The sequence below is a fragment of the Tautonia rosea genome (assembly GCF_012958305.1).
GTDB lineage: Bacteria > Planctomycetota > Planctomycetia > Isosphaerales > Isosphaeraceae > Tautonia > Tautonia rosea.
Genome location: NZ_JABBYO010000013.1, coordinates 39383 through 53547, shown reverse-complemented (window position 1 = coordinate 53547; position 14165 = coordinate 39383). Strand labels below are relative to the sequence as shown.

Sequence of the window (14165 nt, the reverse complement as noted above, 5' to 3'; positions counted from 1 at the left end):
TTACGAGCCGTTCGTCTCCGGCTTCACGGCCTCGACCTGCCACGGTTCCAGCTCAATCGACACCCCTTTGCCGAGCATCCGAACGATGGCGATGAAGTGGTCGCGGTTCCCTCGCTTCTCCACCTTCCCAATCATCCCGGCCAGCTTTCCGGTCGTGATCCGAACCCAACTGCCGACCGGAAACAGCGGTTCGGGAACGACCGGAAGTCCCGAGGAGAGCATTCGGTGGACCTGTTTCAGGTCCTCGTGCAGTTCCTTCTGGTCCTTAACCTCCAGGACCGAGACCAGCTTGCCCCCGCGGAACACATCCAGCCGCTGACGGCGATCGCCCCAGAAAAACAGGTAGCTGGGAAAGAGCGGGAGAATCGATCGGATCTTGCGTCCCGCGGGGGTTCGGCTTTCCTTGACCACTTGCGGCAGGTAATGGGCGAGTTGATGCTCTCGGAGATACCGGGCGGTCGCTTTTTCCTGTCTCGGCTTGGCATGCAAGCACCACCAGCGGGGTAGGTCGTCCTCCTCGTCCTCCTCGGAGCTCGCATCAGAAGGCGGTGGGGGAATCGGTCGCTCGAGCAAGTCGGGCGGAAACAATTCCGGTTCAGCGGGCAAGATCGGCATGACTGGGATCGTTTCCGTCGAGATCGGGAGACAGTGGGCAGAACCCCCAAAGGAATCGGCTCATCGGCCAGGGCTCCAGCTCAAGAACGGCTTGGAGAGACGAGTCAGACCGACAACCTTTTCTTGGGGGGGCTCTCTTCCTGCTTCGGAGAATCCACTCTGCGATTTTAGCGAGCAGGGGAAAGTTCAGCATAGGCCTTCGAGACGGGGAGGCATCCCTTGGTGAGGGTGACACGGTGTCGCTGCGAAGGCTCGGTCCCCTGGGAATCTCGCGTGAGGGCATGCCCTGTGCCAAACGACGTCAGAACGACCTCACGTTGACCGATCCGAGCAGGGGCGATACCCTCCGTCACCTCTATCGGTGCGGGGAAGCTCCGGGCAAATCGTCCCTTTTGGCCAGGGTTGCGGGGGATTGAAGCGCCATCGACGCCATGACTCGGGGTCGATTCCAGGCACACTCCATTCCTCGACCTGATCGATCGAGCGCGTTCCCCGAGGAGCCATCGGGTGCTCCACAAAAAGGAGTCGGGCCGGTCACAAGGGAGAGGGAGTACGACCCATGAGCGCCGCGTTGCTTGTCCTCGGGATGCACCGGTCGGGCACGTCGGCCCTGACCCGAGTGCTCAGCCTCCTTGGCGCCGCCTTGCCCCGCAATCTCATGCCGGCCGTCCAGGAATCGAATGCGCTGGGCCATTGGGAATCGCTCGACCTGATGGTCATCCACGACGAGATGCTCGCCTCGGTCGGCTCCTCCTGGCACGACGTCACCCCCTTTCCCGAGGGCTGGCAACACTCGGCCGCGGCCGAGCCCTTTCGCGATCGCATCCTGGAGGTCCTGGAACGGGACTACCGCAACACGTCGATGTTCGTCGTCAAGGATCCCAGGGCCTGCCGCTTCGTTCCGTTCTGGCTCGATCTGGTCGATCGCTTCGGCGCGACTCCCCTGGCGATCGTTCCTGTCCGCAATCCCCTCGAAGTGGCGACCTCGTTGCAACGTCGAGACGGCTTCTCGATTACCAAGGGGGCGATGCTCTGGCTCCGGCACATTCTCGATGTCGAGCGAGACACCCGAGGACGACCTCGGAGCATTGTCACCTACGACGCCCTGCTCGACGACTGGGCTACTACCACCGAAACAATCCGCCGATCCCTCGGCCTGATCTGGCCCCGAGACCCGCTCCAGGCCGCCGCCGAGATCGAGGACTTTCTCTCGAACTCCCAACGCCATCACCGCGCCGACCGCGATGCCTTGCGTACACACCCGGAGATCCCCGGATGGGTCGAGAACGCCTACGAGGCCCTCATCGAGCTGAGCCGGGCCGATGGCCAGGCTCCCCGAGCCCGGCTTGATGCCCTCCGAGCCGAACTCGCCATCGCCGAGCAGGCCTTCGGCCCCTTGGTCGCCGATCTCCAACGCCATCGCGATCTCGCCGAGGATCGCCTCCGAGCCGCCGAGGCCAGCGCCGCCTCACAAGATGTGTTGATCTCCCAGCTTGAGGCCAAGCTGGCCGCTGAGCAGGACCAATCGGCCGCTGTGTCCCAGCGCCTCACCGAGCTTCAGGCTGACCTGGACGCTGAGCAACACCGATCGGCCACCGCCTCAGGTCGTATTGCCACCCTCGAATCCGCCCAGGACGAGGCCCGAGCAACCTCGGACCACCAGTCCGACTTGCTCAGAAGGCTGATTTACGAAACCCAGCAAGCGATTCATCGCGATTTCGTCATCCTCAGCCGGATCGAATCCCTCGACCAGCGCGGCACCGCGATCGAGGCCAAGTCCGATCAGGTACTTGCCGCGATTCGGTCCCCTGACGCGGTGGCACCCTCCTTGCCGGCACGCCCCGGTCGCCGATGGTGGCGTCATCTCCCCTCGTCGTCGGGGATCTCGGATCGCCTGAAACCTCCGATCCGGCGCGTCCTCGGAACGCTCAGGGGAACTTCCAGGACGAAACCGGATCGCGGTTGAGCGGTCGGGCCTGGCGCTTTGAAACCGATCACTGGCGAGCCCATTCGGCCATGTCGTCGATGTTCCGCTCCACGATCCGACTGGCGGCCACGGTGGCCCCGGTGGTCAGCGAGAACCACTGAATCCGGTTCACGTCTTCGCGTTTCGGCCAGCTGTGAAACGCATAACCGACCACTCCCGGACCCGCCAGCCAGATGCCGACGTTTGACTCGCTCCGGGCTCCCTGGCTTGGATCGAGCGCCGCGGTTTCCTCGTCCAAGAGAAACCAGTAGGCCACTCGATAACCCTCAATTGTTCCAGCGTCCACCAGCTCCAACTCATGCTGCACGGTGGTGATCCCCGGCACATTGATCCGCTGAGCGAAGGTCACCCGATCGGGGACCTCCTCGGCCGGGATCGACCGTGATTGATTGGCAAGAACGTGCGCAATGCGCCCTTCGTAGCCGTCGACCTCCATGACCCGCCGGATCAAGGCGTCCGGATCCACCCCGGGCACCGCCTTGATTCCCAGCGCCGCCTGGGTCGGGGCCCCTGGTGTGCTCCAGTGAAAAAACTGTGACTCGGCCACACCTGATCCTGCCGGCGGCATCCGCGTCAGGACCTCGCTCAGCAAGGCGAGGACTTCTGGAGGCGCCTCGTCCAGCGCTGATCGCTCGGGTACTCGACGTTCGGGAGCGGCGACTTGCTCCTGGCCCGACAGAATGGGTCCGGTCAAGCGCCAGGAACCCGGAACCAGGATCAGAACCGCCAGAAGGGCCAGTCCCGGAAACAGTTGATTCGGTTTACCCGAAGTCGCCACGATCACTACCTCTTTGCCGCCAGGCCACGATTCCGTTGAAGGGCAAGGCGGGTTCAAAGGTCGGGCGCGCACGGCCGTGTGCGGCACAGTCAATCGGAGTTTGACTCAAAGATGGGTCCGCGTCATCAAGATAGCAGATCCCATGCCCAATGTGGGGGTGTCAATCGTGATTTAGGAGATCCCGAGGTCCGGTTGTAACGACGCGCCGCGAGTCGTGTCGGCCCGACGCTCCCGATCACCCGGTGATCGCGGTCCGATCGGCCTTCGGTTCCACCGATCGGATCGGCCGCAGCCGGAGCGTCTCGACCGCCAGCGCGAACAGGCAGGGGATGACGATCAGGGTCAAGAACGTCGCCACCAGCAGGCCGAAGATCATCAGCCAGGCCATCCCTTCCCAGAGCGGCCCGCCGTCGAGGGCCAGCGGAATCAGGCCGCCGACCGTCGTCGCCGTCGTCAGAAAGATCGGCATCAACCGCCGACGGCCGGCCTCGATGATCGCCGAGCGGAACTCCTCGACCGATAGCCCGGCAATCGGCCCGTCACCGGTCGATTGCTCGGCGCGCTCTCGGACCACAATCTCGGCGAACTCCATGAAGATGATCCCCGCGTTCAAGACGATCCCGAACAGCGCCAAAATGCCCAGTTGCGGCATGAAGCCCAGCGCGTTGTCCGTCAGCCAGAGCCCGAACAAGGCGCCGATCATCGCCAGGGGCAGGGTGCCGATGATGATCATCGCCTTTGACACGCTGTCAAACTGCGCGATCAGGAGCAAGACGATCGCCACGAACGATAGGCCGAACGAGTTGAGCATCATCGCCTGGGCCTCGATCGACTCCTCCAGGGCGCCACCAACCTCGATCCGGAAGCCGATCGGCAATTCGCTCCGCAGCTGTTCCATCTCCTCCGAATCAAACAGCTCTTGCGTCACGTCGTTCCCCGAGACCCCCGGAACGACCCGGGCTCGGATTTCGATCGTCCGATTCAGGTCGCGTCGGTCGATACTTGCCGGTTCCCAGGCCGCCGAGACCTTCGCCACCGCCGAGAGCGGCACCTTCCCCGCCCCTCCTTCGACGAACGCCCGGTCCATTCCGGCGAGAGATCGCCTCCCTTCGGGCCTCAGGCGGAAGGCGACGGGAACCTGGTGGTCCCCCTCTCGGAAGGTCGTCAGCGGTCGTCCCGAGTAGTAGGCGTCGAGCGTCTCGGCCACCTGAGCATGAGCGACCCCCGATCGCCGGGCGCGATCGTCATCCACGTCGACGCGAAGCTGATAGCCCTCGACCCCCCAGGAATCGCGCACGGCCCAGGTCTCGGGCCTCGCCTCGACGATCGCCTTGACACGGTCGGCCGCGGCTCGAAGGTCGGCCATGTTGGCGAAGCCGTCGCCGCTGACCCGCAAGACGACCGGATCCGCCGGCGGGCCAAGCGACAGCTCAATCGGCACCACCCGAGCGCCGACGATCGGCGACAGACCCCTTTCCTCGTTCCCCGATTCGGCGGCAATCCGAAGGTCCTCGACAAAGTCGTGCGTCCAACGGCCGTCAGTCGTCCGGACAAGGATCTCGGCGTAGTACGGTTTCGGAGCCTCGGGCTCCCACGACAGATACCAGCGCGATCCGCCGCCGCCGATGAGTGTTCGATAGCCGTCGAGCCGATCAACCGTCGTTCCGTCCGGCCCTTCGATCGGGCTCAACCGCCGAATCAATTCCTCCACCTCTCCGGCAATCCGCTCGGTCTGTTCGAGTGTCGACGATTCGGGGAGCCAGACCTGCACGGCGAACTGGTCTCGCTCGGCGATCGGGAAAAACTCGGCAGCCACTGGCAAGCGGACGGCCAGCACCAGGAGCCCAACGACCACCGCGAGTGTCACCCCTTTGAAGCGCAGGGCGAGCCGGGAAAAGGCGATATATCCCCGCTCGAATCGTCCCAGCCCGTCCGATTCCAGGTTCTGCCGGCCGAACAGCCGGGAGGCCAGCCAGGGTATCGGCGCCGAAGGCCGAGTCGGGTCGCTTGGCACCCGGATGAAGGCCGCCGCCAGAATCACGCAAAGGGTCATCGCCAGGAGCCAGCTCACGCCGAGCATCACCGAGAGCGTCACCGGAAGGCCGTAGATAAACTCACGATTGGCCCCTTCGATGGCGATGAGCATGGGCACGAAGGCGGCGATCGTCGTCAACGTGCCGTTGAGCATGGGCACGGCCAGCAGTTGTGCCCCGCTGACCGCCGCCTCCTTCGGGTCCATCCCGGCCGCTTGATTCGATCGGGCCTGATCGCAGACCTGCACCGCGTTGTCCACCAGAAGGCCCAAGGCGATGATCATCGACGCCAGCGACATCTGTTCCAGTTGCACCTCAAAGAGCGTGATGATTCCCAGGGACGCCAGCACCACGAACGGAATGTTCCCCGCCATCACCGCTGCCGTCCGGAATCCGACGACCAGATACACCACGGCCACCACGATCACGATCGCGCTGATGATGTTGACGATCACCCCTTGAATCCGCCCTCGAACGCTCACCGACTGGTCCGAGACGATCGACACCCGCACGTCGGGAGGCAAGAGGCCCGACACCTCGGTCAGCGCTCGGACCTTCGCGCGAGCGGCGTCGCAGAGGTCGAGAATGTTCGCCCCCGACTTCATCGTTACGGCCACGATGACCGCCAGGGTCGAAGGCTCGGAGTCGCCATACCGGCACAGCAAAAGCGGCGGATCGACGTAGCCCCGCCGCACCTCCAGGCCCAGGTCCCGAAGCGTCAAGGTACGCGAGGAGCCGCCCGAGCCGGGCACGTCGACGACCATCGTCTCGATCTCCCGAACCGCATCGAAGGCACCGCCCGGCTTGACGAAGAAGCGGCCGTCGTCGGTGTCGATCGTCCCGCCGGGGGCCTCAATGTTCCGTTCCCGGAGCAAGCTCGCCAGCTGTGCCGAGGTCAGGCCGAGCCGAGACCAGGTGCCGGCGTCCGTCTCGATGAAGATCGTTTCCTCCTGCACGCCGAAACGATCGACGGTCGCCACTCCCGGCAGCAGCCGCAGGGCATCGCGGACCTGCTCGGAGAACAGGTCCAGCTGCCTCGGTGAGTAAGTTCGCCCCGGTTCGATCGCCTCAGCCCCAGGCAAAGGGACCTGATGAACCGCGAACAGCATCACGCTCGTATCGCCGAACTGGTCGTTCACCACCGCCCGGATCCCGGATTCGGGCATCGGTACCTCGGCCACCCGGGCCCGGACCTTGTCCCAGATGTCGTCGATCCGGTCCCCCGGAATCCGCTCCTCGATCTCGACATAAATCGTCGATCGGCCGTTGGTGGTCGTCGATCGGATCAGATGAACCTCTTCAAGGCTGTCGATCGCCTCCTCCAGCGGGTCGGTGATCAACTCCTCCACCGTCTCGGCCGGAGCCCCCGGCCAGCTCGTCGAGACGACACATACCTTGATCGTGAACTCCGGGTCCTCTCGCCTCGGCATGGTCAGGAAGCTGACCAGACCCCAGACGACGGTCATGAGCACGACCACCAGAACGATCGTCGGCCGTCGGATGGCAAACTCGGGCAATGCGTTCATCATGGTTGCGACGAGCCTCCCGATCGCCCTCGAATCTCCAGAATCGCATCCCCATCGCTCAGGTAGTGAACCCCGTCGATGATCAAGCGATCCTCCTCCTTGAGCCGGCCGGGCTCGACCGCTTCAATCCGGTGCAAGGTCGTCGGGCCGAGGAAAGTGGCGCCGGGATCGGGCAAGTACACCTCGACCTGACGGGCGATCGGCTGGCCAGGAACGTTCTCGTCCACCACGAACACGAAGGTCCGGCCCGACTCTCGCCGCAGCGCCTTCATCGGCACGTAGACGCCGCTTGGGTTTTCCTCGCCGCCGAGATCGACCCGCACGACATCTCCAGGACGGAGCAGCCAACGATCCTGTTCGAGCAAGACCGTCTCGCCGTCCCAGGAGCCGAGCGCTCCCTGCTCGATCGTCAGATTCTGCACGATCAGGTCGCGATCGGGGTCGACCGCCTGTCCCTCGACAATCTCGATGGGCACGAATGTCCAGGCCCCCAGAAAGGGCACACGATCGGCCCCGGTTGCAATCCGAAGCTTCTCGACCCGCAGAATTCCGTCATCGCCGATCGACGATTCCCCCATCCTCCGGTTTGTCACCCGCCAGAGGAACGGGCCGTTCTCGTCCTGGTCGATCGACTCTTCATCGGCGAACAGCGTCGCCTCTCCCCCGACCACCGATCCCACGTTCAAGGGTACGACGGCTGAGGCCCGAGCCAGGGGAACCCCCCGAAGGTCGTCCGGCACCTCCGGTCGTTCGATCGGATTGCGCACCAAAAGCGTCACGGTGAACGTCCTCGTGCTCGGGTCGGCCACGGCCGAGGTCCGGTAGACCACCCCGTCGAGCGATCGAGGGCGATCGCTGCTGTTCTCCACCATCACCGAGAGTGTGTCCCAGCGGCGAAATCGCCTCGAATCCTCAGCCGAAACCTCGAACTCGACGGCCACCGGGTCCATCATCTGCACCGTTGCAATCGGGTCGCCCGCCTGCACGAAGGCCCCGGGCGTCACGTGCGACTCGGCCACCTGACCGCGAAACGGGCTGTACAGAACCACGTCGGCCAGGTCTCGCTCGGCATTGGCCAGGCGCTGCTCGGCCTGCATCGCCTGCGCTTCGAGCGATCGCCGTTCGGCCTCTCGGCTCGCCAGTTCCCCCTCAGCCGCCGCCAGGTTCGCCGAGGCGGTGGCCAGAGTCGTTTCCGCCTGGTCGAGTGCCGACCTCGTGCCGGCCGACCGCTCCGTCAAGCGTCGGGCCCGATCCAGCTCGATCCGGGCCAGCTGCTCCTCGGCCCTCGCCGCGTCGATCCGAGCCGGCAAGCGCTGCTCCAGATCCACCCGAACCGCCTCGATCTGCCGGCGAGCCACCTCAACCGCCGCCCGATCCGCCTCCACGGCAATCCGAAACCGCTCATCCTCCAGCCGGGCAAGCGGAGTTGCCAGAACCCCTCGCCCCGCGTCTCCCGCTGCCGAAACCACCTTCGGCTCGACCCACTCGTTCGGCTCAATCACCTGTTCCACCCGCCCACTCACCTCGAACGCCAGCTGCTCGGTCTTCCACGAAACCACCGAGGCCGTCACCTCCGATGGCACGCTCGGACTCGATTCTCGCAGCATCAAGGTCGACACCGGCCTCGGCGGCTTGGCCCCTTCCACCGAGGCCGGCGCCTCCGAACACCCCGTCATCGCCATCGCCAGAAGCAATCCCCCCATGGGGATCGCCCGTCGATCGGGTACAATAGTTCTGTGAGCGGCCATCCGTTTCGCCCGCTTTCGAAGTCGTGGCGGATTATGTATACTGCTCGGTGTAGTTTACTTTCTTTGCCTCAAAAGTAAACCCCGGAGTGTAGAAGTTGTCGGAAGGCGTTTCTCCCCCAGCTCCCGCTCGATTGACCGATCGGAAGCGCGCAGCGATTCTCGACGCGGCGGTCGAGGAGTTCGCGACCAGCGGCTTCGACACCACGAGCATGGACCGGATTGCCGAGCGGGCCGGGGTCAGCAAGCGGACCGTCTACAACCATTTCCAGAGCAAGGACGTGCTGTTTGAAGCGATCGTTCAGGAACTGATTGCCCAGACCGAGGCCTTACCCGAGTTCCCGTACGACCCCGATCGCGACCTGGCCGAGCAACTGGTCTCCTACTGTGCCAAGGTGGCCGAGCTGATCACCTCCGAGAGTTTCCAGGGCCTCGTCCGCGTTTCCCTATCGCGATTCCTGCGAACCCCGCAACTGGCCCGCGACACGATCGGCGATGAGAAGCGATTCATGGCCCGCTTGATTCGCTGGATCGAGCAGGCGACGGCCGATGGTCGGCTAAAACCGGTCCCTGCCGAGTTCGCCGCCCATCAGCTTTGTGCCTTGATCGAAGGCTTTGTGCTCTGGCCTCCCATCTTCGGGCTCGGACCGAATCCGGAGCCCGAGGATCGCCAGCAGATCATCCGCTCGGCCGTGGCGATGTTCCTCGATCACTACCGATCCTGAGCCATTGGCGAATCTGGGAAACCTTGGTCGGCGTTCCCGGAGCATGAATGTGACCTACGGTACTTGAGCGGATGGTGCCTTTCGGTCCAGGTCGTGATCGACCTTTGAGCCGGCGTGCGCTGTCTGTTCCTGCGGCGATCGGGGTGCGCTCCGAGGCCGGAGGTGCCGGGTCCCGGGCCATCCTGCAAGGGGCGCGGGGTGGACTTCGCTCAGAATTGCTCGGGGGTTGGCTTCGCGGCCGACCAAGTTGCTCATGGAAGCCACACGCAATCGCCTGGAATCGAGCTCGACGTTGCTGGTGCCGCGAGAGCGCTCTGGTCCCCGGGCGTCGCCGTTGCCTCCGACCCCCGCGCCTCGGCGACGGCGCTGGGGGCGGCTTGTCCGCTGGTTGATTGGCGGGGCGATTCTGGCCGAAGGAATCTGGCTCCTCGCACCGATGGTCCTGTACCGGACGAGTGTCCGGGCCTCGGTAATCGCTCCGCTGGCGACCGTCCGCGTCCATCAGCACGGTGTCGTCGAGGGTCTTCCTCCGGAAGTCGGTACCACCGTCACCCAGGGTCAGCATCTGTTCGACGTGTCGGTCGCCTCGCCCGATCTCCGCCCCCTCGATCGGATCGAAGGCGAGGCGGAATCGATCCGGCGGTCCATTGCCGCCCTGGACGCTCAGATCGCCGATCTCGACCGAATCAAAGCCACCTTGAATCAGCATTTCCACGACTATCAAGAGGCTCGCATTGCCCGAGCCCAGACGCAGAGCGACGAACAGCTCGCAATCATCCAGGCCGCCGAGTCTCGCCTCAAGGAAGCCGAGTACGAGTTTCAGGTGCACGGCCGCGCCTCGATCCGGGCCGCCTCGTCCGACATCCAGCGGACTCGGGCCGAGTATGCCGTGGCCGCCGCCCGCAACGACCTGGACGCGGCCCGGCAAACCGCCGCTCGCCTTGACCTCCAGCTCGACGCCGCCCGTCGCGGCTACTTCGTCGGCGACGCCGACGGCGGCCAGGATCGGGTCGCCTCCTTGCAGCGCTGCGACGAGATCGAGATCCAGCAGGCCGGACTCCGCGCTCGCCTCGGAGAGCTCCACGGCAAGCTTCTGGAACTGGACTCCCGGCTTGCGAGCGAACAGCGATACCTGGACGACAGCCAGCTCTCGGTCAAGGCTCCCATGAGCGGGGTCGTCTGGTCCTCGACGCTCGACTCCGGCATCGAGGTGGTTCCCGGCTCGACGGCGATGGAGATTGTCGATCCCGGTCTTCTGAGCATCGAGGCCATCTTCAAGGAGGCCGACGCGGCGCGAATCCGTCCCGGAGCGCTGGTCGAAGCTCGCCTGATCGGCTCGTCCGAGATCCTCTCGGGACGCGTCGTCCACGTGGCCGACCCCGGTGCAATCAATCCGGAGATGGTGGGAGAGCCTGGCCGCGAGGCCGTCCCCACGGGCATGTTCCGGGCCATCATCGCACTGGATCAACAACCCACGGGGGCCGATCCGGCGAACCGATATCTCATCGGCAGTTCGGCCGTCGTCTGGACCACGCGCTGAACCCCCGTTTCCGCCCTTGCTCCGCGCACCTCGACTCGACTCACCTCGACCCGACCGCGCCTCCGCTCATGACCAAAGGCCAACACCCATGACTCCCTTGAGCGGCAGTGAATGGGCCGCGGCCCTGCTGGTGACGGGCCTTTCCATTGCGGTGCTCCCCTCGATGCCTCGTCATCGCACCTGGGCTCGGGTCCTGGTGCTCAGCGTTGCGCTGGCCATCACCGTTCGATACCTTGACTGGCGGTTGATGCAAACGGTTCGCCCGGTTGATCCGAGCACCTGGGCCGGCCTCTGGATCTGGACCGTCTTCGGCTTCGAGGTGGCCGCGCTGATCAACTGCGCCGTGACGTACCTGATGCTCACCCGAACCAGCGACCACTCCTCGGAGGCCGACAATCATGAGCGACGCCTGAGGCGATTGCCCACCGCTCGATTGCCTCGCGTCGATGTGTTCCTCTGCACCTACAACGAGGGGATCGAGGTGGTCGAGGGGCCGATTCTCGCAGCCAAAGGGATGGACTACCCGAACTTCACCGTCTGGGTCCTCGACGACGGCCGACGCGACTGGCTCCGAGACTTCTGCGAGTCCCACGGTGTTGCGTATCTGACCCGCCCCGACAACCGCCACGCCAAGGCCGGCAACATCAACCACGCCCTCTCGAAAACCGATGCCGAGCTGTTCGTCGTGCTCGATGCCGACTTTGCCCCTCGGCGAGACTTCCTGATGCGCACCGTCGGCTTCTTTGACGACCCGGAGATCGCCATCGTCCAGTTGCCGCACCACTTCCTCAATGCCGACATCTACGAGATGAACCTCGGCCTCGGCGACCAGTCTCCCAACGAGCAACGCCTTTTCTTCGACATCGTCCAGCCCAGCCGAGATGCCTGGAACTGCGGCTTCTGCTGCGGATCGGCCAGCATCCAACGGCGATCAGCCCTCCTGGAAATCGGCGGCATCCCGACCGAATCCGTCACGGAGGACATCCTTTCGTCACTCATGCTCCTGCGCAAGGGCTACATCACGCGATTCCTGAACGAGCCTCTGGCCTTCGGCCTCTCTCCCGAGAGTGTCAAAGGGATGTTCGTGCAGCGACAGCGCTGGTGCCGGGGCGGCTTGCAGCTCCTCTTCCTGAAAGACGGTGTGCTCGGGCCGGGCCTCAGTCTGATCCAACGCCTCTTTTTCTTTCCGATCGACTGGCTCGTGCAGACGCCGGTTCGGCTCTTTGCCGTCTTCATTCCCATCGTCTACCTCTGGACGGGGCTTGCTCCGCTGGCCCATGCCGACCTGTCCGACCTGATCCGCTACCAGTTGCCGGTGCTCATCGCACTGATGGGGCCGATGATCTGGCTCTCGGCCGGTCGATACTTGCCCATCCTTTCAACCGGGTTTTCGCTCTTGCTCAGTTTCCGACTGGTGCCAACAATCCTCTCAACCTTGATCAAGCCCTTCGGCACGCCGTTCCGGGTGACTCCCAAGGGGAATGGGGCAGGGCAGGGGGCCGACCAGTTCGCTCGCGGTAGCGCCTTGACGCTCTTGCTCCTGACGATGCTCGGCCTCCTGATCAACAGTTGGCCCGAGACTCGGGTGATCGTCGATCCCGAGCATCGGGCGGCGGCCTCGGTCTTCTCGGCGGTCAATGCCGGAGCGCTGATTCTGGCCATCCTCGCCGGTCGCGATCAGGGGCGTCGGCGATCGGCCGAGCGTTACCGGACCACCGCCTCGGTCCTCTGTGAAGGAGACGATGGCACCTGGTGCCTCGCCTCGCTCCAGAATGTCTCAAGCACCGGGGCCGGCCTCTACTGGCCCCCCGAACTGCCCATCCCCCGTTCCATGATGCTGCACCTGGCCGGCGGCGGCATGCTCCAGGCCACGGTCGTCCGGACCGACGGCGAGACGATCGGCCTCCGATTCGAACTGGCCGATGATCGGGAACGCGACGACCTCTTACGGTGGATCTACTCCATCGGCCTCGACGCCCAGCGGACCCCACTCTCCATGCCTCAGATGACCCGTCGCCTCCTCGCCCGCTGTCTCGGATGATCCAAGGCCAGCCGGCCTCAGCACCGGGAAACCGATGCCTCCCCGCAGAGCCCGGGATGGCTCACTGCGCCTCACTTCGAACACAAGGCCGCGGGGCCGTGGTTCCCACTCCGGGTCAGACGGTGCCGAGTCGTTGCGACGGCAGTTGGCCGAAGTGGCGTCGGTAGTCGGCGGCGAGTTCACCAGGATGGCCGAATCCCCAACGAGCCGCCACCTGACGGACGGTCTCGCGACGCGGATCGGCAGAGCCAAGATCGCGACGCAATTGATTCAGCCGAAGGGTTTTCAGATATCCCTTGGGGGTGACTCCCGTGAATTCTCGGAAGGCATAGTGCAAGGTCCGCTCGCTCACCCCCACCTGCTCGCACAGGTCGAGGACCGAGATCGGCCGGTCGAGGTGGGCTCTCATGAAGTCCTCAACCTGGCGGACGACTTGCTTGCGTTTGCTCCATCGTTGCGGCGGCGGGCCGAGGTCGCGGCCTCCCGAGGCGACGAGCAAGAGGCGGCGAAGCGTCCGCACCACAACGTCGGGGTCGCTGGAAGTCGGGACCGGTCCACGATGTTCTGTCGACAACCGTTGCAAGGACGTGACGATCTCCCGATGCAACGCGGCACAGTCTCGGGCGGAGACCCGAAGCCCAAAGCGGACATCAAGCCGCGGCAGAACCTCCTCGAAGCCGAGCATCGACGCCGTCCGATGCAACAGGTCGGCACTCACGACAAGGCTGGTGTTGCGGTAATTGGCCGGGGTCCGGTGGTCCATGACCTCCCCCGGCCCGAGGACGTGAAGCGTCCCCTGACGATGGGTTCGGCCGCGCCAGATCGCCCCGACGTTCCAGTCCAGGACCGGAGAGATCACAAAGCTCTCCTCGGGAATACTGCCCTGAGCGGAAATGCGCCGGTTCACCTCCACATCGAAGAGCTGGAAGCCCTCAAGGTTTGCGAAGGTGATTCGACCCGAGAACGTTCCGGCATCGAGCTGGTCGAACCGACTGTTCCACTTCTCGAACGATGCAGCCAACTCATCGAAGTCCTGGCTGCACAGCGAGTGCACCAGCGGGGTCACCTTAGACCCAACGTGAGGAAGATGACAGGAGTGAAATGCTCGGTCGTTCATAATCTATAGTGTTCACTAAAACTTATTACGAGAACGATTGGAATCGCTGTCAGCGGTC

Annotated in this window: 9 protein-coding genes; 4 read left to right on the top strand and 5 right to left on the bottom strand. The window is 64.5% G+C overall.

Annotated elements, in window-relative coordinates; all coding sequences use genetic code 11:
- Positions 1 to 615, bottom strand: a complete 615-nt coding sequence (nusG, locus tag HG800_RS20445; protein ID WP_169978958.1) for a transcription termination/antitermination protein NusG — start codon at positions 613 to 615, stop codon at positions 1 to 3.
- A gap of 559 nt (positions 616 to 1174) precedes the next feature.
- Between nusG and HG800_RS20440 the strand changes: the two genes are divergently transcribed.
- The gene (locus HG800_RS20440; protein ID WP_169978956.1) at positions 1175 to 2581 is read left to right on the top strand and encodes a sulfotransferase family protein; all 1407 of its coding nucleotides are present in this window, start codon (positions 1175 to 1177) and stop codon (positions 2579 to 2581) included.
- Between the two features lie 28 nt (positions 2582 to 2609).
- Here the strand turns inward: HG800_RS20440 and HG800_RS20435 are convergent, their stop codons facing one another.
- The 3 genes from HG800_RS20435 to HG800_RS20425 form a co-directional block, all read right to left on the bottom strand.
- On the bottom strand, positions 2610 to 3380 hold the full coding sequence (locus HG800_RS20435; RefSeq protein ID WP_169978954.1) for a hypothetical protein: 771 nt from the start codon (positions 3378 to 3380) through the stop codon (positions 2610 to 2612).
- Between the two features lie 235 nt (positions 3381 to 3615).
- The gene (locus HG800_RS20430) at positions 3616 to 6939 is read right to left on the bottom strand and encodes an efflux RND transporter permease subunit (RefSeq protein ID WP_169979141.1); all 3324 of its coding nucleotides are present in this window, start codon (positions 6937 to 6939) and stop codon (positions 3616 to 3618) included.
- Positions 6939 to 8687: an efflux RND transporter periplasmic adaptor subunit gene (locus HG800_RS20425; protein WP_169978951.1), complete on the bottom strand. Its 1749-nt coding sequence runs from the start codon at positions 8685 to 8687 to the stop codon at positions 6939 to 6941. The genes HG800_RS20430 and HG800_RS20425 overlap by 1 nt, the downstream gene beginning before the upstream one ends.
- A 95-nt stretch (positions 8688 to 8782) precedes the next feature.
- Here HG800_RS20425 and HG800_RS20420 point away from each other — a divergent pair, with 95 nt between their 5' ends.
- The 3 genes from HG800_RS20420 (at position 8783) to HG800_RS20410 (ending at position 12990) form a co-directional block, all read left to right on the top strand.
- A complete protein-coding gene (locus HG800_RS20420) occupies positions 8783 to 9409 on the top strand; it encodes a TetR/AcrR family transcriptional regulator (protein ID WP_206352371.1) in 627 nt (208 codons plus the stop codon).
- 253 nt (positions 9410 to 9662) lie between these two features.
- On the top strand, positions 9663 to 10949 hold the full coding sequence (locus HG800_RS20415; RefSeq protein WP_169978949.1) for an HlyD family secretion protein: 1287 nt from the start codon (positions 9663 to 9665) through the stop codon (positions 10947 to 10949).
- Between the two features lie 88 nt (positions 10950 to 11037).
- A complete protein-coding gene (locus HG800_RS20410; protein ID WP_169978947.1) occupies positions 11038 to 12990 on the top strand; it encodes a glycosyltransferase in 1953 nt (650 codons plus the stop codon).
- 115 nt (positions 12991 to 13105) lie between these two features.
- Here HG800_RS20410 and HG800_RS20405 read toward each other — a convergent pair whose 3' ends face one another.
- A complete protein-coding gene (locus HG800_RS20405; RefSeq protein ID WP_169978945.1) occupies positions 13106 to 14044 on the bottom strand; it encodes a helix-turn-helix domain-containing protein in 939 nt (312 codons plus the stop codon).
- Positions 14045 to 14165: the final 121 nt, after the last annotated feature.

Coding starts and splice junctions, on each gene's coding strand:
- nusG (WP_169978958.1), bottom strand. CDS start 615: ATGCCGATCTTGCCCGCTGAACCGGAATTGTTTCCGCCCGACTTGCTC.
- HG800_RS20440 (WP_169978956.1), top strand. CDS start 1,175: ATGAGCGCCGCGTTGCTTGTCCTCGGGATGCACCGGTCGGGCACGTCG.
- HG800_RS20430 (WP_169979141.1), bottom strand. CDS start 6,939: ATGAACGCATTGCCCGAGTTTGCCATCCGACGGCCGACGATCGTTCTG.
- HG800_RS20425 (WP_169978951.1), bottom strand. CDS start 8,687: ATGGCCGCTCACAGAACTATTGTACCCGATCGACGGGCGATCCCCATG.
- HG800_RS20415 (WP_169978949.1), top strand. CDS start 9,663: ATGGAAGCCACACGCAATCGCCTGGAATCGAGCTCGACGTTGCTGGTG.
- HG800_RS20410 (WP_169978947.1), top strand. CDS start 11,038: ATGACTCCCTTGAGCGGCAGTGAATGGGCCGCGGCCCTGCTGGTGACG.